The organism is Anaerofustis sp. LCP19S3_F7, from assembly GCF_052119445.1.
Classification (GTDB): Bacteria; Bacillota; Clostridia; order Eubacteriales; family Anaerofustaceae; genus Anaerofustis; species Anaerofustis butyriciformans.
On record NZ_JBQKFF010000002.1, the window covers coordinates 208895 to 227346 of the forward strand.

Genomic DNA, 18452 nt, shown 5'->3' on the forward strand with positions numbered 1-18452 from the left:
TTGAAAAGAGACGTAGCAAGAGATTTAGTATATAAAATTATTTTTCAAATGAGTTTCCATGATGATTTTAATGAAAGATATGAACAAATGATTATAGATAATGGTTTAAAAGGAACTCAAGGGGAGTATGCAAAAAAAACCATTAAAGGTATATTAGAAAATCTTGATGAAATTGATGGAATAATAAAAGAAAATTTAAAAGGTTGGAAGTTTGAAAGACTTTCAAATCATGTAATAGCTGTTTTGAGACTTGGTGTTTTTGAAATTATGTATAATGATGATATTCCTGCTTTAGTTGGATTAAATGAAGCTGTTAGTTTAGCTCATACATATTCTGATGAAAAAGAAGCAAGTTTTGTAAATGGGCTTTTAAACAGTGTTTATAAAAAAGTTATTTAAAATATATTGACTTGTATTTTGATATATTATAATATAGTATTCAATACTAGATAATATGGTTTTGAATACATAGAGAGGTTAAAATGATTGATAATGTAATTTTGACCGTTACGGATGTAAATAGATATATTAAAACTTTACTTGATTATGATGAATTATTGTCAAATTTAAAAGTCGAAGGAGAAGTTTCAAATTATAAAAGACATTCTTCGGGACATTTATATTTTTCAATAAAAGATAATAAAGGAAAAATAAACTGCGTTATGTTTAGATCAGACACATATTCTCTAGATTTTGAGCCTATGGATGGCATGAAAGTAATAATAGAGGGTAATGTGTCTGTTTTTGAAAAGAACGGTAATTATCAATTATACGTACGCAGTATGAAGAAAAAGGGTATAGGAAGATTATATGAAGAATATAATAAATTACTTGAGGAACTAAAATTAAAAGGATATTTTGATTCTGATAAAAAGAAACCTATACCTAAATTTGTAAATAAAGTTGCGGTTGTAACATCCAAAACGGGAGCGGCAATAAGGGATATAATAAGCGTTATAAAAAGAAGAAATAAAAATATTGAGATAATCGTTTGTCCTGTTCTTGTACAGGGGCAGGGAAGCGGAGAAGATGTTGCTCAAATGATTTACAATATAAACAGGCTTAATCTTGCTGATGTTATTATAACAGGTAGAGGCGGAGGCAGTATAGAAGAGTTATGGGCTTTTAATGAAAGAGTCGTTGCTCAGGCAGTATATGATAGTAAAATTCCGGTTGTTTCTGCAGTAGGACATGAAACGGATTTTACAATATGTGATTTTGTGGCAGATTTTAGAGCTCCAACACCATCTGTTGCCGGTGAAATTGTAAGTGAACCTTTGGATAATATTCTTTTATCCATTGATAAATTTGAAAAAAATATTGCTAATAGCCTACTTAATTTAATAAATGTATATAAACAGAGAATTGATAATGTTATAAATAAACCTGTAATAAAAAGACCAAATGCTTATATTGAAAATATTGAGCAGTATGTAGATAGTTTAAAAGATTCAATAGATATATCGTATATAAATAAAATTAATTTACAAAAACAAAAATTAGATTCTCTTGAGAAATTGATAAAATCTCTTTCTATTGAAAGTATTCTAGATAGAGGTTTTGTGGTAGTGGAAAAAGAAAATCAGGTTATTACTTCAATAAATGATGTAAATATAAATGATAAAATAAAAATAAGAATGAAAGACGGTAATTTGATTTCTGCAGTAGAAGAGATTGAAGGAGAAGAAAATGAGCAGTAAAAAAACTTTTGAAGAAAAATTGGCAAGGCTTGAAGAAATAAGCAGTTTAATGGAAGAATCTAAAATAACATTAGATAATAGTGTTAAATTATATGACGAAGCTGGAAAGTTAATAAAAGAGCTTAGAGAAGAACTTTCAAATGCTGAAAAGAAAGTAAAAATATTTGTAGAAGAAAAAGATAATGAAGCTTTAGTTAAAGATTTTGAAGAGGCCTAAAATGGATATAAAAAAAGAATTAAAAGAAAAACAGATTTTTGTTGAAGATATTTTAAATAAATATACTGTTAAAGAAGGTAAACCATCAATTATATTTGAAAGTTTTAATTATTCTTTATTTGTCGGCGGAAAAAGAATAAGACCTATACTTTTAATGGAATCATGCAAAGCTGTTGGGGGAGATGTAAAGGAAGCTTATCCTTTAATGGCTGCAATAGAAATGATTCATACATACTCTCTTATTCATGATGATTTACCATGCATGGATGATGATGAATTAAGAAGAGGAAAACCAACAAATCACGTATTATATGGTGAAGCGACAGCTCTTCTTGCAGGAGACAGTTTATTAAATCTTGCATATGAAACAATGATTAAAAATTGTAAAAAGGCTAAAAATATAACAAGATATGTAGATGCAATGGAAGTTATTGCCGATGCTGCAGGTATTAATGGTATGGTTGCAGGCCAAGTAATGGATATGATAAGTGAAGGTAAGGAACCTAATAGTGAAACTCTCGATTTTATACATGATAATAAAACTGGAGCACTTCTTAGAGCATGTGTTTTAAGTGGAGCAATTATTGGTGGGGCAGACGAAGAAAAGATGAGATCTTTTAATAAATATGCTTCTTCCATTGGTCTAATGTTTCAAGTTGTTGATGATATATTGGATGTTGTTTCTGATAGTAAAACTTTAGGTAAAAATGTTGGAATGGATGAGGAAAGAAATAAAATGACATATCCATATGTTTATGGATTGGAGAAATCATATGAAAAAGTAGAACAGCTTTTAAATATTGCTCTTGACAGTCTTTCATGTTTTGATGAAAGTGCAGATTTTTTAAGAAATCTTGCTATTTATCTATCAAGCAGAAAAAATTAATTTGAGAAGAGGAAAATTTATGAGTGACGAAAAAAAAGATGTAATAAAACGATATACACTAGGGGAAGAAATATTTAATTCTGTATCTCATGGTGTAGGTGTATTTTTTGCTGTGGCAGGCTGTGCCGTTTTAATAGTTCTTAGTGCGATGTATGCTAATATGTGGGCTGTAATTGGAAGCATTATTTATGGCATAAGTATGTTTTCTTTATATCTTGCATCTACTTTATATCATTCTTTTCAGAACCATCGTGTAAAAGAAATTTTTAGAGTATTTGATCATTGTACAATATTTTTACTTATAGCTGGTACTTATACACCTTTTACTTTATATACATTAAGAGAAAGTGTTGGATGGTATATATTTGTTGTTATATGGTTAAGTGCAATAGTAGGTATAGTTTTAAATGCAATCAATTTAAAGAAATTTGAAAAAATATCTTTAGTTTTATATTTAATTATGGGATGGGCTGTTGTTTTTGCAATAAAACCTTTGGTTGAGGCTGTCTCGTTTTTAACATTGGTTCTTTTAATTTTAGGAGGATTGATGTATACTGTTGGTGTAATATTTTATTGTTTGACTAAATATATATACATGCATTCTATTTGGCATTTATTTGTTTTGGCAGGCACTATATTACATTATTTTGCAATTTTATTTAATATTATAGGTATGTAGGTAGAATATGGGGGCAAATAAAAATAAAGAAGATAAAAAAATAATTGCCAGAAATAAACAGGCAAATTTTGAATATTTTATTATAGAAAAATATGAAGCAGGCATTGAGCTTAAAGGTACGGAAGTAAAATCAATAAGAAACGGTAAAGTTAATTTAAAAGATAGTTATGCAAATGTTACTAAAGGAAATGAAATATATATAATTGGTATGCATGTAAGTCCTTATGAATTTGGTAACAGAAATAATGTCGATCCTTTAAGAGAAAGAAGGCTGCTTTTAAATAAAAGGGAAATAAGGAAAATAAAGGACTATCTTACAAAAGATGGATATACTTTAATCCCTTTAAATTTGCACTTTAGTAAAAGTTATGTTAAAATGGATATCGCTGTTTGTAAAGGAAAAAAGCTTTATGACAAACGAGAAAGTCTTAAAGAAAAAGATGCAAAACGTGATATAGCTAGAAACCTTAAAAATAGTTATAGATAAACGGGGATGCAATGGTTTCGACAGGGTTAGTGAGGTTAAATAAGCGAGTAGATGAGCTTAACATCTTTAAAATAAGCAAATTAAAAAATAAACGATAACAATAGATTATCTTTCGCTGCCTAGTTGCAGCGCGGTCGTGTATTTCTGACCTGCAAGAAATATAACGATTGTCACACTTTCGCAGGGACCTATATATTGGGTGTCTTGACAATGTATAGTATTAATTAAGGCTCGCCTTATATAATTTTGTTTGTTTTATATTATTAGGTTAAAATTTAAGATAAACTGCACTCGGAGAAAGTTTAATTTAGCTGGTTTTGGACGGGGGTTCGATTCCCCCCATCTCCACCATTTTTTAGACCTAGGTAGAAAATGCCTAGATTCTTTTATTTCCAGCGGTTTTGAACGATAACCCCAGTAGCATCAAGGCTTCAGTGCCTTTTCAAATATCATTTCAGACCAGTTTCAGATTATCTCAGACAACTGAAACTGGGGATGAAACAGGAGTTTTTTTGATGGTATTGGGGATGAAATGTGAGGACTTCGACTCCTTTGAATCAGGCGAGAGTGAGCAGAGTTGACAGCAAGTGTTCCTACTGTTGCCGAAAGGTTTGCGTTTACGAGATGGGAAATGGGAATTATAATGGAAGTGTAAATCGGAATTTGTGAATATCTTTTCAAACTAAAGAAAGTAAGATTGAATTGTGTAATGCACTTGAAGAAAGGGGCGCATACAATGTTTAAACTATTTAAATCAAAAGAACAGAAAATTGCAGATGCACGTGCAGAAATAGAAAAAACATTTCAGGATTTTATGGAAGGGGAAGGCAGACTGCCGGAAGGTTTTTCAGAACCGTATATCAGAATCACATCTTTCGGATTAGTTTTGAACGACACACCATTTAAAGCATACCTGGATACGATAAAGGCTGACGTTGATCGTCTTAATGATGATACCGGAATATCAGACTGGTTTTATCTGGATGAATCAGTAGAGATAAATGCTGCAGCTGTTGCAATTTCTGACTGGGTAAAACGGTATAAGGAAATGGAGACTATGTTAAGTGAAAAAGCTTGTATAGATAGAAAGACAACCGTGATAACGCCGGCATTCCGCCACTGCGTAGGAAAAGTCATGGTTGTAATAGACAACAAGCGTAGATATGAGGGAATTACTGAAGAATCTATAGAGAGATGCAAAGCTGAAGAAATATCTTTCTGCACAGTCCTTTCGGATTGTAAGCTGTATGATCTTATAGAGCAGAAGGAAAAAGAAATCACATATGTGACTTATCCGAATTACCATGATGAGATATATGCTAACTGGAGCTTTAAATAAGTTAAATCTCAATTTACCGATGACATTTCATTGGTGAAGAACATCATATGTTGCTAATGTCATCGGTAACAGCCCCCTAAATTCCAGTTTGTGGAGATAAAAATAGAATATAAGAATGGGCTACGAATAGCTTAGCAGGTACATGCAGTGTCAGAGATGATGCTGCTTTTTTATTACTGCGAAAGGAGGACGAGGATGAGCAAGGTAATAGCTATTTGTAACCAGAAGGGCGGCGTGGGCAAGACAACTACTGCAGCAAGCTTAAGTGCGGATCTGGCCATGGAAGGGAAGAAGGTTCTTGCCATAGATATGGACCCGCAGGCTGATCTGTCTACCTGTCTTGGTTTTGCAAGGACAGACTCACTTGAGACTACTGTGTCTGATATGATGACCAAGGCAATCAATGATGAAGCCTTCAGCTGGAGAGAAGGCCTGCTTGAAAGTAAGGACGGGGTGTATTTGCTTCCGGCTAATCTTGATCTTTCTGCCATGGAAATGAATCTTGTAAGAACTATGAACAGGGAAAGAGTACTTAAGGGATATGTAGATAAGGTTAAAAAGAACTTCGACTTTGTCATTATCGACTGCATGCCTTCACTTGGCATGATTACAGTCAATGCACTTTCTGCTGCAGACTCAGTCATTATTCCCGTACAGTCCCATTATCTGCCAGCCAAAGGTATGGAGCAGCTTCTAAAGACTGTCGGCAAGGTGCAGAAATATGTTAATCCATCTCTTAAGGTAGACGGCGTGCTGATGACCCTTGTCGATGAAAGAACGACCTTTGCTTCAGAGGTTTCTGAGATGATACGCCAGATGTATCCGAGACTCAGGATCTACACCAATCAGATTTCCATGAGAATCAAGGCGGCAGAGACTTCTGCAATGGGCGTGAGCATCTTTCAGTATGAGCCCAAAAGCGAGGTGGCAAGAGCGTATGCAGGACTTGCAAAGGAGGTGATTGGTGATGCCGCAAGAGAAAAAGCCAAGGTTCACTTTAGGGACTGTAGATGATATGTTCACAACCCAGGAGATGAGAGACGATGCAAAGCTTGCAAGGATTCACGAGATTCCGCTTGATGAGATTGACGAATTCCCAGAGCATCCATATAAGGTGAAGGACGATGAGGACATGATGAATCTTGTGGAAAGCATCAGAGAAAACGGCGTCCTTACTCCTGCTACAGTAAGGAAAAAAGAAGACGGAAGATATGAGATGCTGTCAGGTCACAGAAGATGGAGAGCATGTCAGCTTCTTGGCATGGATACTCTCAGATGTGAAATCGTTGAGCTGGACAGAGATGCCGCAACTATTTTCATGTGCGACAGCAACCTGCAGAGAACGACAATTCTTCCGAGCGAGAATGCATTTGCTTACAAGATGAGGCTGGATGCGATGAAGCGTCAAGCAGGGCGACCAACGAAAAATGCGTCGCCAGTGGCGACTAATTTAGGGCGAGCTGATGTAGAACTTGCATCACAAGTTGGAGAAGGAAAAGACAATATAAGGAGATATATCCGCCTGACTGAACTGATTCCACAGCTCCTTGAAATGGTCGATGAAGGCAAGATTGCTCTAAGACCTGCGGTAGAGATCTCATATCTTCCAAAGGATCTTCAGAAGGAACTTCTTGACAATATTGAGATGGAGGCATGTACTCCGTCTCACGACCAGGCGGTGCGCATGAAGGGACTCTTTAAGCAGGACAAGCTGACACCTGAGGTGATATCAGCCATCATGCAGGAGGAGAAGCCTAACCAGAGAGAAGGTAATCCTGCGGGATGAAAGAACAATAAAGATTCTTCCAAGAGATCTTCCTGTTAGCGAGAGGGGGGAATATATCTTAAAGACTATTGAGCACTACGGAAGGTATCTGAGAAAACAGAGAGATCTAGAAAGATGACAATTACCTTCGGAGGAAGAGAATATATGACATTACCTTTCTCTTTCGTAGGTATTAATACTTCCGTAGGTTATCTCTCTTCCGTAGATAGTAAAGCAAAGTATTTCATATGGTGGCTTTTGCACGGGGAATTATCAGCCCCTGCGAGAGCCGTCTTTTGCATGGAAAGGAGGAACAAATTTCATGACAAAAGACAAAGTAACAGCAAACGGCAGAAGGAAGTCCGTCGCGATACTGATGCTTGTCGCCATGATGTTTTCGGTGTTTGGCGCGGCACTTCCCGAGAGAGCTTTTGCGGCAGACGGAACCATCACTCTTAAGGTGGGAAGAGTGATAGATTATTCATCTCACTTCACCCATTACTTCTACGCAGTTGATAAGGACAATCCGGTGTTCTGTGCGCAGCCTTAGCTTTCGGCGCCTTCTGCAGGAACCTATTCGTACAACTTCATCGACTTTGATTCGATGCTTGCCAAGTGTCTGTACTACGGACTCGGCGGCCCGGGCTTTGAAGAATACACGAACAAGAAGCTTAGCGGTCAGTGGGATGGTGAGGATGATGCGTATGCACTGACTCACATTATCATCTCGATTGCCTATGACAAGACAACTAGTGCGGAGTCAGATCCGTTCAGGGGACTCAGTGATTCGTGGAAGAACAATGTAAAGAGTCTCTATGAATATATCAAGACTCTTCCGGATCCCCCTGCAAACTACAGGGCGTTTAGAATCAGAAACGACGGCAGGCAGGATATCCTCGGCTCCTTTAATGATGTCGGAACAATTAAGCTTAAGAAGGCATCCTCAAGCAGTGAGATATCAGAGGGCTCGGAAAGCTACTCGCTTCAGGGTGCAAAATACGGCGTATGCTGCAAGGGCAAGCTCTGCTACACGATGACAACCGATGCGGACGGAGCATGCACACTGGATAACGTTCTCGCAGCTGACTATGTGATTAAGGAAATGGATGCATCAAAGGGCTTTGCGGTTGATACTGAGAGCCATAACTGCACGGTAAAGAATGAACAGATTACAAATGTCAGCGTATCTGAGGTACCAAAGAACAATCCTGTAAGCCTCATGCTTCAGAAGGGTGATGCCGAGACAGGAAAGGCAGAGCCTCAGGGAGGAGCAAAGCTTTCCGGTGCTGTATATGAGATTAAGTATTACAAACACAAGGATGGAGGTAAGAACTTAGACAGAACCTGGAGAGTCATTACCGATTCAGAGGGAAAGGCAGAGCTTACAGATGCTTATCTTGACATGAGCTTTGAAAATTCAGCATTTTACCTGGACAGCAAGGGCAGTATATGCCTTCCGCTCGGAACAGTAACCATTCAGGAGGTTAAGGCACCTGAAGGCTATCTTCTTAACAGCAAAATCTACACAGCTGAAATCAAAGAGGGAAGTGAAACAGTAGAGACTGTAAACACCTTTAATACGCCTGTAATCGGAACAAACGATGAAGTTGCAGAGCAGATAAAGCGTGGTGACATCCAGCTTGTAAAGGTAAAGGACGGAACCATGACAAGACTTCCGGGAGTGCAGTTTAAGATAACCTCAAAAACAACAGGCGAGAGTCATATTGTCTGCACAAACGAGAACGGAATGATCGACATGTCATCGGGCTTCAATTCCCACAAGGAGGATACTAACGGAGGAACAGCCGAAAGCGGACTCTGGTTTGGCGAGATTGATGCCATTGATGACAAAAAGGGAGCACTCCTTTACGACTACTACACTCTTGATGAGATAAGAGGCGAGGGCAACAAGGGCCTTAAGCTTGCAGAAAACGTTGAGTTTAGAATCTACAGAGACAATATGAAAGTAAACCTTGGAACAGTGACAGATGATGTAATAAGCATCGGTACTACCGCAAAGGACAGCGATACAGGTAATCACATCTCACTTGCAGATAACAGGGTTACAATCATCGATACTGTAAAGTACAGAGGTCTCACACCGGGCAAGACATACAGACTTGCGGGAACCCTGATGGACAAGGAGACTGGAGAGCCGGTAACTGTAAACGGTAAGGCTGTAACCTCAGAGAAGGTTTTCACTCCGTCAAAGGAGAAGGGAACCGCTGATATTACATTCATATTCGATGGAAGCAGCCTTTCCGGAACCGAGCTGGTTGTATTTGAAAAGGTATATGATGCCAAGACCGAGACAGAGGTCGCAGGCCATGAGGACATCAATGACGAAGGCCAGAGCGTTGTAATCCCTAAGATCGGTACAAAGGCAACTGATGCTTCGGGCAAAACCAATATCATCAAGGCCGAGAAGGATCAGAAAATCACGGATGAAATTTCCTACGAGAAGCTCCTTGCGGACAAAAAGTATACCCTTACCACATGGCACACAAGGGACGGAAAGAAGATCCGCGGAACCGAGGTTACAAAGGAGTTTACCGCAGCAGCTGCAGACGGCACTGTAAAGGCAGAGCTTACCTTTGATGCTTCAGAATACGGAGATTCAGACATCACTGTATTTGAAGATCTTAGACTTGACGGAAAGCTGGTTGCAGAGCATAAGGATAAGGACGATAAGGATCAGATGATAAAGGTTGCTGCACCTAAGGCAGACGTACCTAAGACAGGCGACAGCTTTCACATGCTGCTTTGGATTATACTTGCAGCATCAATGACTGTTATCGGATCGGGTATTCTTGTAAACGAATATGTACAGAAGAGAAAGAAGAAATAGAGATTGTGGATTAGCATAAGGGGGCTTCGGCTCCCTTTTGTAATACACGGAAAGGATGGATTAAATGGCAATATGCAATGACAGAGTGGCAATGAAAGCCGGAACAAATGCAGGAATCATAGCGAATCTGCTGATGGGATTAATGGAGGAAGGAGATGCTGTAGAGAAGTTTGGAAAGACCTGGTGCAGATGCTCATTCAAAAGCATTACAGTAATCTATCCTTTCCTAAGCATGGCTCAGGTTGAGTATGCAATAGGACTTCTTAGGGACAAAGAAATCATCATAAGAAGAAAGCTAAGCTTCGGAGGCTTTGATCACACCAACTGGTATGCCTTTACGGAGTACGGGCGAAAGATAATAAAATGGGGTGATGAGCATAAAGGATACTGTTAAATGCCCCGATAACTGTCACTACAGAAACAGATATGCTCCCTTCTACAGCTTCTGCATGATGAAGGTTGTGGGAAAGCTAAAAGATGAAAAGAAAGAAGGTGAGAAAAGTGGACAGGAAACTGAAGATGAAGGTCATCACGAAGCTCCTTGATGCGGGCTTTGATGATGAGAAGAAGGTGATGAACTTCGGAATGAAGGACATGCTTCTCTGCGAGGTAAGAGGAGAGGAAATCGGTGTGGTAATCGAGCTTTAGGAGTGCGTGTTTTATGCCCTTATTTACATGAAAGCTTTTCCTTCGTAAAAAATCTGCGGTCAGGCGAACGATTTATCTTGAAAAAGTAGTGAAAATCGGCTATAATGGTAGTACTACCATAGAAAAGCAAGGAGACTATCAGTGACACGAAAAAACGACGTAGCAAATACAGAGAAGCGTATTCTGCAGGTGTGCGTAAGGCTTTTTCTCGAGAAAGGATATCACAAGGCTGCAACAGGGCAGATCTTAAAGGATGCAAAGGTTTCCTGCAGCAGCTTTCAGAACCTGTTTACAAGCAAGGAAGGAGTGCTTCTGGAGCTTGTGAAATTCATGTATGAAAACCAGTTTGGCGTAGCAGGAAGTATTACAGGATCTGAGCTTCCACCTGTATATGTATATGCGACAGAAACTGCAATTCAGCTTACACTTACAGAGCTTAATGAAAATCTAAGGGACATATATATTGAAGCCTACACACGAGAAAGCACCCTTGATTACATTCAGACGGAAACGGCAAAGAAGCTTAAGGAAATCTTCGGATCATATCAGCCTAAGCTTACAGAGCGGGATTTCTATCAGCTTGAGTTTGGAACAGCAGGGCTGATGCGAGGCTACATGGCAAACCCATGCACAGAAGACTTCACCCTGGAGCAGAAGCTTAGCACATTCCTTACTCTGGCACTCAGATGCTGCAAGGTGCCGGAGGATGAGATAGAAAAAGTCCTTTCATACATTGCAGGCCTTGACATTAGAAAGCTGGCACAGTCAGTTATGGAGGAACTGTTTGAAAAGCTTGCAATGCGATATGAATTCTCCCTGGAAGGCCTGATTACATGAGGATTGGAGTAAGAAAACTATATATTAAGAAATTAGCCGGAAAGACAGTCCGGCATGAAAATACGATAATACTAAAAAGAAAAAAGGTGAGTAGAATGAAGAAAAGATTATTAAGCATAGTGCTTTCACTGTGCATGGTGCTGGCGCTGATGCCGCAGATGGTGTTTGCGGAGAACGCTGACACTACCGAGCTGCAGGGCAAATTGACTGCGGGCGGCACGGTGAAGCTGGAAAAGGACTATGCCATCGACACGACGCTGAACGTGACAAAAGACGTCACCCTTGACCTGAACGGTCATGTAATCAAGATGACTGGCGACGGTTCAGTGATAAATGTGGGAAGCAACGGCAACCTGACTTTGAAGGACAGTAAATCGGAGGCAGGACACTCTGGGGATGACGCTTCATTGCCTGCAGGCGGGGTGATAACCAACGATTATCCAGGAGCCGAAGGCATAGGCGTGCATGTCTACGGCGGCAGCTTTACCATGAACGGCGGCACCATTTATAAGTGCCACATGGATATTGGTGGTGGTGGTGGTGGTGTGCGTGTCGAAAAATATGGCAGATTTACCATGACCGGCGGCGCCATTTGCGACTGCTCTGCACGGAAAGGTGGAGGTGTGGATGTCACAGAGAGCAGATTTACCATGACCGGCGGCGCCATTTACGGCTGTTCTGCAAAAAATGAAGGTGGAGGTGGGGTGTATGTTGCTGACAGCAGATTTACCATGACCGGCGGCACCATTTACGACTGTTTAGCAGAAGACTTTGGCGATGCTGTCACCGTCAACATTGACTCGATCGTCGATGCAAACGGCGGAACGATTAAAGGCACGGTTTTCTCATATGGACGGATTCAGAACACTGCCACAGACGGCGGTTGCACAAGATTCTATGATGAGGTTACGAATGCTACTACCAGCCTCGGCGACCATGGTACTATCAGCGGCGGCATTTACTATGGTGGTATTTCAGGCGGCGGCACAGTGGAAGACACGTATCACACTGTCAGTTTTGACTTAAACGGCGGCAGCGGTTCCATACCGAAACAGTGGTTCGTCAATATTGATACGGCACAGGCACTTGAACCTGTTGCTCCGACAAGAGAAGGATATGAATTTGCAGGCTGGTACTTGGACGAAGAACTCAAAACTCCGTACGATTTTGAAAGCGAAGTTAAAGATAACATAACCCTCTATGCTGGATGGGAAGAAGAAAAAATCACCTTGACTGTGCCTTTCACCACTACAGTTGAGGTGAGCGGAAATGCTTCACCGGGTGAGACAACCTTTAACCTCGAGGTTGTAGATTCCCATGGAAATGAACTGCAGCCGAATGATTACAATGTGGAAATTACCGCTTCTGTTGAAACAGATGGTGCAGGAGACTATAACGGTAATTTAACTTTCACAGGAACAGCGTCAGCGATTTTGAGAATGTTTGATAATGAACGTGATGAATACGGATATATATATGTTAAGCAGGCGGGTGTAAATGATTCGAACTGGGATGTTGATGAAGCAGCATGGGGGCTTTTCCATAGAAGTGTTGTTGATTTAAGTGACGAAGAAGTAGAACCTTCCCCTATCTATATTTTCCCTGCAGTAAAAGACGGTACATCATACAGTGTAGAATATGGTGAAAATGGTGTAGACAAAATGACGTTCGTCAACAAATATGCCAGATCGGCGGTCGATCCTTCAGATTCTGAGGGCACAACAAACGGAGAGGCCGACAAGGACTCAAAGGCAGACGCTGAAGATTCGGTAAAGACAGGCGATAACGCTAACCTGACTCTATGGATTGCATTGATGCTTCTTGCAGGAGCAGGAATAACAGGCACTACCATTTACACAAAAAGAAAAAGAACAAATGAATAGAATAGGCGCTGATACCAAATAACAAAGCGTCCTTACATAGCCGTCAGGTTTCAATTCGAAGCCCGGCGGCTTTTTCGTGCACCGGGTGCGTGTTTTATGCCCTTATTTACATGAAAGCTTTTCCTCCGCAAAAAAGCTGCGGCAATGCGAACGATTTATCTTGAAAAAGTAGTGAAAATCGGCTATAATGGTAGTACTACCATAGAAAAGCAAGGAGACTATCAGTGACACGAAAAAACGACGTAGCAAATACAGAGAAGCGTATTCTGCAGGTGTGCGTAAGGCTTTTTCTCGAGAAAGGATATCACAAGGCTGTAACAGGACAGATCTTAAAGGATGCAAAGGTTTCCTGCAGCAGCTTCCAGAACCTGTTTACAAGCAAGGAAGGAGTTCTTCTGGAGCTTGTGAAGTTCATGTATGAAAACCAGTTCGGTGCAGCGAGAAATGCTGCAGGAATTGAGCTTCCGCCTGTATATGTATATGCGACAGAAACCGCAATTCAGATTACATTAACAGAGCTTAACGAGAACCTCAGGGACATATATATTGAAGCCTACACACGAGAAAGCACTCTTGACTACATTCAGACGGAAACGGCAAAGAAGCTTAAGGAAATCTTCGGATCATATCAGCCTGAGCTTACAGAGCGGGACTTCTATCGGCTTGAGTTTGGAACAGCAGGGCTGATGCGAGGTTACATGGCAAACCCATGCACGGAAGACTTCACCCTGGAGCAGAAGCTTAGCACATTCCTTACTCTGGCACTCAGATGCTGCAAGGTGCCGGAGGATGAGATAGAAAAAGTCCTTTCATACATTGTAGGCCTTGACATTAGAAAGCTGGCACAGTCAGTTATGGAGGAACTATTCGAAAAGCTTGCAATGCGATATGAATTCTCCCTGGAAGGCCTGCTGACCTGAGGGCAGAAGCAAGCAAATTCTTATTGAGAAATACAGCCGGAAAGATAGTTCGGCATGAAAATACGATAATTCTAAAATGAAACGAGGGAAGAAAATGAAGAGAAGATTATTAGGCATAGTGCTTTCACTGTGCATGGTGCTGGCGCTTGTACCGGTTTCCGCAAGTGCTATGCCTATCTATGTGGATTTGAGTATCACTGGTGCGGCCTCATTGACGCTTGAAGTTGAATCCGGTGATAGTATTGAAAATGTAAAGGCAAAAATCAAAGACGAAACCGGATATCCTGAAGCGTTTCAGGTCTTAAAGTATAAAGGGAAAGTCCTAGAAAATGGAAGAACATTGGCCGATTATAATATTCAGAAAGAAAGTACCATTGAGTTATCTTTTGGATCAGAAGATGGTTTTAGCTTCACTATTTCCGATGGTGAGGTAACGATTACCGGGTATAACGGCAGTGTTGCTGATGTTGAAATTCCAAGTTTAATTCAGGATGGGGACGTTTATTATAAAGTTACAGCGATTGGAGAAAGTGCTTTTTATGGTTGCACAAACCTTGCAAGTGTAACGATTCCAAATAGCGTTACATCTATTGGAAAAGGGGCTTTTTATGGTTGCACAAGCCTTACAAATGTAACATTTGAAAACAATTCACAGCTTGCATCAATCGGAAGCTTCGCCTTTTATAATTGCACAAGCCTTGCAAGTGTAACTATCCCAAGCAGCGTTACATCTATCGGTGATGCCTCTTTTGATTACTGCACAAGCCTTTCAAGCATTATGGTTGATGAAAATAATACAGCTTATTCATCAGTGGATGGAGTGTTGTTCAAAAACAGTGGAGAAGAATTGATGAAATATCCTGCTGGTAAAACTAGTACCTCATATAGTATCCCAGACGGTGCGAAATCAATTGGCTATGAAGCGTTTATTTCTTGTTCAAGTCTGGAAAGCATCACCATTCCGGACAGTGTGACATCAATTGGCCATAGAGCTTTCCATTCTTGTTCAAGTCTGGAAAGCATCACGATTCCGTACGGTGTGACATCAATTGATAAATATGTGTTTTATAACTGTACAAGCCTTACCAGTATCACTATACCGAACAGTGTGACATCAATTGGCGATTCTGCGTTCAATTTTTGTTCAAGTCTGAAAAGTATCACCATCCCGGACAGTGTGACATCAATTGACAGGTATGCGTTTTATAACTGTAGTAGCCTAACAAGCATTACTATACCGAACAGTGTGACAGAGATTAAATGGGGAGCGTTTGAAGGCTGTGGTGGACTTACGGATGTTTATTATCTCGGCACAAAAGAGCAATGGAATCAAATAAGAATTGTTTATCATAATAGTGACCTTACTGGCGATAACAATGCAAAAGTGAGATATGTAGGAAACATAACTAAAGATTTTTCTTTTACACCGCCGAGCAATTTGACGTATGATGGAGAAGCAAAAGAAGCAACAGTCACGAAAAACAGTTCGGATTATGGTGATTTCACTGTAGAGTATTATGATGAAAACGGTCAAGTATCAGAAGGTCCGGTTAATGCAGGAACCTATACGGTTAAAATCGATATTGCGGCCAGCGATAAGTATGATGCAATATCCGGTTATGAGATTGGCCGGTTTACAATCCTGCAGGCTGAAAACAGCTTCACAAAAAACCTTTCAATAGAGGCCTGGACTTACGGTGATACACCAAATGCCCCGAATGCTGCAGCAAAATTCGGTACGCCAACATACAGCTATTCAACCGAAGAAGATGGTACATATACATCTACTCAGCCGGCAAACGCCGGGACATACTGGGTAAAAGCTACGGTAGAGGAAACGAAGAACTATACAGGACTTGAGGATAAAATACAGTTTACAGTAGCAGAAAAAGCAGCACCTGGAACTTCAGATGACAGTAACAATGACAATGACTCAAAGTCAGATAAAAACTCAGCAAAGACCGGAGACGATACTAACCTTGCTCTGTGGCTTGCACTGATGCTTCTTGCAGGCGCAGGAATAACAGGCACTGCTGTTTACACAAGAAGAAAAAGAACAAATGAATAAACAAAACGCTGATACGAAATAACAAAGCGTCATAACACAGCCGTCAGGCTCTTTCAATTTGGAAAGGTCTGGCGGTTATTTTTATGCCCAAGAAAGGAGAAATTATGTCAAGAAAAAATAATAAACGGGAACCACCGCAGAAGTGGGAAAGCATAAGTGACCATGAACGCTTTGTCAGAATCTTTGAGAGTATGATTGAATCACCTGCATTCAAAGCTCTATCACCGGTAGCAACGAGGATTTATCTGATCCTTAAGAATGAGTACAGAGGAAACTTTACGATGAACAATATCACCTGTCCTTATTCAACCATGGAGCAGTATGGTATCAGCAGGAACTCAATTCCACCTGCATTAAGACTTCTTGAAGCTCTGGGATTCATTGTCAGAGAACCGGGGAATCTTATGAGAGAGCCTACTGTTTATCATTTCTCGGACAAGTGGAAGGATATCCAAGATATTGAGACTGCCGGAAAGATAAAGAAGGAGCTCAGAGAGAGAATCAACTGGGAGAAGAACAATCGCAAAGAGCTGGCCCAGGCATATGACGATAAGTAATCGCCCTATGCCTGGTATATATATAAGGAGTCGCAATTTTAATACCGATAGGAGTAACAAAAACACCACTAACAAGTATTAAAAGTAATACCGACACAGTATTAAAAATGGGGCTTGTTTTTATTTTGGGAGAAAGTAGGATGAGCAAATGGCAGATAAAATCTTAACGCCGCTAAAGGCGATACGCGCAAAATGTATGGATTGCTGCTGTGGGCAGGCTAAAGAAATCAAGCTTTGTAATCTGAAAACTGCCCCCTATACCCATACAGAATGGGAAAAAGACCGAAGGTTGATAAAGATATCGATGAGTGTGATAACGAAGAAAAAACCATAAGCTAGCCGGCACTTTTTGGGAAATGCGCACCAAATAAGTGCTTTTTTTATTGCCCGGTATCCTACAGCAGTAAGCAGCACCGTGCATGAAAGCTACAACTATTGCAGCAGATAAGACATTAGCTAAGCCCTCGGCGCTTGAGAGCGAAATACACACCTTGCACAAACCTGAGGTTTATGACAAGAAGTATTTCGTTCTCCGAAGGCCCTGCGGGGCGGGTCTGCTTCCCAAAGTGAAAGGAGGAAACATGAAGGGTTTCACTTTTGTCAGACAGACGAAGCTCCATGATGTCTGCGGTCGCGTGAGATATATCAGCAGCCATGAGGAGCAGGAGCACCTTTACGCCACTTACGAAACGAACGAAGCTCCCTTTTGGGAGGATCTCGCTCGCGAGAGTCAGGCGGAGTTCAAGAAGTCCGGTGCTCCCGTCAAGTGCATCGAAGCAAGAGAACTTGTGATTGCATTGCCGAAAAGTTTACAGCAGTTTAATCCAAATGAACTGCTGAAGTATTTTACAGAGGAATTTAAGAAGAAGTATGGAGTTGAGTGCTCGTCAGCTCTGCACCACAACCCGAGAAAGACAAACTATCATATTCATCTGATTTACTCGGAGCGAACACTACTTGATGATCCGGTAAAGAAAGTTGCAGGAAGAAATCTTTTTTTCAATGCAAAGGGAAAGAAGGTCAGAACAAAGAAAGAGATTATTGATGCAGACGGTAATCTTTTGCCCGGCTGCCGCATACTTCCTAAAGGTGAAGTCTATGAGCAGCAGATGTTCAGCAGCAAGGACGAAACTTTCAAGAGCCGGGCTTTCATAAGAGAGGTCAAGCATCACTACACAGAGATAATGAATCAGCTTTCCAGACCTGATGAGAAGCTGAAGGTGTTCAACCCGGATGGACCATACCTTGCAACAAAGAAGATTGGAAAACACAATCCACTTGAAAAAGAAATCCGAGAGGACAACAGGGTTCGTGATGAATGGAACAGGCAGGTGAATGTTAACTTGAAATACGGAATACCGGAAGAGTCAATGAAGGTTATGAAGCAGACAGAAATCATTGAACCGATAGCAGAGTCGATGGCAACACCTGAGAGCAACAGGTCTGCATTCAGACAGATTGTTCTTCGGGCAGCTGCTACAGCTCGCAACTGTGCGAAGCAATTCTACTTTGCCGAGCCGGAGCAGAAAAAAGCATATTTGGCTCTCTTAAGGATTTCATAGCGAAGTGCAGAGTGCCGGAGAGAAACAGAACTGTGAAGGAGCGTGATGGATGGGAA

General features: G+C 40.5%; 20 protein-coding genes, 1 other RNA gene and 1 pseudogene. All 22 read left to right on the forward strand.

What is annotated here, in order from left to right; genetic code table 11:
- The 22 genes and pseudogenes from nusB (at position 1) to ACTQYZ_RS04550 (ending at position 18396) form a co-directional block, all read left to right on the forward strand.
- Positions 1-399: a transcription antitermination factor NusB gene (gene nusB / locus ACTQYZ_RS04445; protein WP_441023018.1), complete on the forward strand. Its 399-nt coding sequence runs from the start codon at positions 1-3 to the stop codon at positions 397-399.
- A gap of 83 nt (positions 400-482) precedes the next feature.
- Positions 483-1700, forward strand: a complete 1218-nt coding sequence (gene xseA / locus ACTQYZ_RS04450; RefSeq protein WP_441416091.1) for an exodeoxyribonuclease VII large subunit — start codon at positions 483-485, stop codon at positions 1698-1700.
- Positions 1690-1917: an exodeoxyribonuclease VII small subunit gene (gene xseB, locus ACTQYZ_RS04455; protein ID WP_441023022.1), complete on the forward strand. Its 228-nt coding sequence runs from the start codon at positions 1690-1692 to the stop codon at positions 1915-1917. The genes xseA and xseB overlap by 11 nt, the downstream gene beginning before the upstream one ends.
- 1 nt (position 1918) lies before the next feature.
- Positions 1919-2803: a polyprenyl synthetase family protein gene (locus ACTQYZ_RS04460; protein WP_441416092.1), complete on the forward strand. Its 885-nt coding sequence runs from the start codon at positions 1919-1921 to the stop codon at positions 2801-2803.
- Between the two features lie 19 nt (positions 2804-2822).
- On the forward strand, positions 2823-3482 hold the full coding sequence (gene trhA, locus ACTQYZ_RS04465; RefSeq protein WP_441023026.1) for a PAQR family membrane homeostasis protein TrhA: 660 nt from the start codon (positions 2823-2825) through the stop codon (positions 3480-3482).
- 7 nt (positions 3483-3489) lie between these two features.
- Positions 3490-3969 carry an SsrA-binding protein SmpB gene (gene smpB / locus ACTQYZ_RS04470; protein ID WP_441023028.1) on the forward strand — a complete coding sequence of 160 codons (480 nt, stop codon included), beginning with the start codon at positions 3490-3492 and terminating at the stop codon, positions 3967-3969.
- Positions 3970-3971: 2 nt separating this feature from the next.
- Positions 3972-4320, forward strand: a transfer-messenger RNA (tmRNA) gene (gene ssrA, locus ACTQYZ_RS04475).
- A gap of 385 nt (positions 4321-4705) precedes the next feature.
- The gene (locus ACTQYZ_RS04480; protein ID WP_441416093.1) at positions 4706-5308 is read left to right on the forward strand and encodes a hypothetical protein; all 603 of its coding nucleotides are present in this window, start codon (positions 4706-4708) and stop codon (positions 5306-5308) included.
- A 195-nt stretch (positions 5309-5503) separates the two neighbouring features.
- Positions 5504-6322, forward strand: coding sequence for a ParA family protein (locus ACTQYZ_RS04485; RefSeq protein ID WP_441416094.1), 819 nt, complete (start codon positions 5504-5506; stop codon positions 6320-6322).
- The gene (locus ACTQYZ_RS04490; protein ID WP_441416114.1) at positions 6276-7094 is read left to right on the forward strand and encodes a ParB/RepB/Spo0J family partition protein; all 819 of its coding nucleotides are present in this window, start codon (positions 6276-6278) and stop codon (positions 7092-7094) included. The genes ACTQYZ_RS04485 and ACTQYZ_RS04490 overlap by 47 nt, the downstream gene beginning before the upstream one ends.
- A gap of 301 nt (positions 7095-7395) precedes the next feature.
- The gene (locus ACTQYZ_RS04495; protein ID WP_441416095.1) at positions 7396-7623 is read left to right on the forward strand and encodes a hypothetical protein; all 228 of its coding nucleotides are present in this window, start codon (positions 7396-7398) and stop codon (positions 7621-7623) included.
- An 18-nt stretch (positions 7624-7641) separates the two neighbouring features.
- Positions 7642-8247, forward strand: a pseudogene (locus tag ACTQYZ_RS04500) (thioester domain-containing protein); the annotation flags it as partial.
- A gap of 45 nt (positions 8248-8292) precedes the next feature.
- On the forward strand, positions 8293-9921 hold the full coding sequence (locus ACTQYZ_RS04505) for a VaFE repeat-containing surface-anchored protein (protein ID WP_441416115.1): 1629 nt from the start codon (positions 8293-8295) through the stop codon (positions 9919-9921).
- Positions 9922-9985: 64 nt separating this feature from the next.
- Positions 9986-10315 carry a hypothetical protein gene (locus tag ACTQYZ_RS04510; protein WP_441416096.1) on the forward strand — a complete coding sequence of 110 codons (330 nt, stop codon included), beginning with the start codon at positions 9986-9988 and terminating at the stop codon, positions 10313-10315.
- 83 nt (positions 10316-10398) lie between these two features.
- On the forward strand, positions 10399-10569 hold the full coding sequence (locus tag ACTQYZ_RS04515) for a hypothetical protein (protein WP_441416097.1): 171 nt from the start codon (positions 10399-10401) through the stop codon (positions 10567-10569).
- Between the two features lie 141 nt (positions 10570-10710).
- On the forward strand, positions 10711-11406 hold the full coding sequence (locus tag ACTQYZ_RS04520) for a TetR/AcrR family transcriptional regulator (protein ID WP_441416098.1): 696 nt from the start codon (positions 10711-10713) through the stop codon (positions 11404-11406).
- 95 nt (positions 11407-11501) lie between these two features.
- Positions 11502-13289: an InlB B-repeat-containing protein gene (locus tag ACTQYZ_RS04525; RefSeq protein ID WP_441416099.1), complete on the forward strand. Its 1788-nt coding sequence runs from the start codon at positions 11502-11504 to the stop codon at positions 13287-13289.
- A gap of 224 nt (positions 13290-13513) precedes the next feature.
- Positions 13514-14209: a TetR family transcriptional regulator gene (locus ACTQYZ_RS04530; protein ID WP_441416100.1), complete on the forward strand. Its 696-nt coding sequence runs from the start codon at positions 13514-13516 to the stop codon at positions 14207-14209.
- A gap of 94 nt (positions 14210-14303) precedes the next feature.
- The gene (locus ACTQYZ_RS04535) at positions 14304-16277 is read left to right on the forward strand and encodes a leucine-rich repeat protein (RefSeq protein ID WP_441416101.1); all 1974 of its coding nucleotides are present in this window, start codon (positions 14304-14306) and stop codon (positions 16275-16277) included.
- A gap of 104 nt (positions 16278-16381) precedes the next feature.
- Complete coding sequence (locus ACTQYZ_RS04540) at positions 16382-16834, forward strand: hypothetical protein (RefSeq protein WP_441023048.1); 453 nt, start codon at positions 16382-16384, stop codon at positions 16832-16834.
- 148 nt (positions 16835-16982) lie between these two features.
- Positions 16983-17168, forward strand: coding sequence for a hypothetical protein (locus ACTQYZ_RS04545; RefSeq protein ID WP_441416102.1), 186 nt, complete (start codon positions 16983-16985; stop codon positions 17166-17168).
- A gap of 85 nt (positions 17169-17253) precedes the next feature.
- Positions 17254-18396 carry a MobA/MobL family protein gene (locus ACTQYZ_RS04550; RefSeq protein WP_441416103.1) on the forward strand — a complete coding sequence of 381 codons (1143 nt, stop codon included), beginning with the start codon at positions 17254-17256 and terminating at the stop codon, positions 18394-18396.
- Positions 18397-18452: the final 56 nt, after the last annotated feature.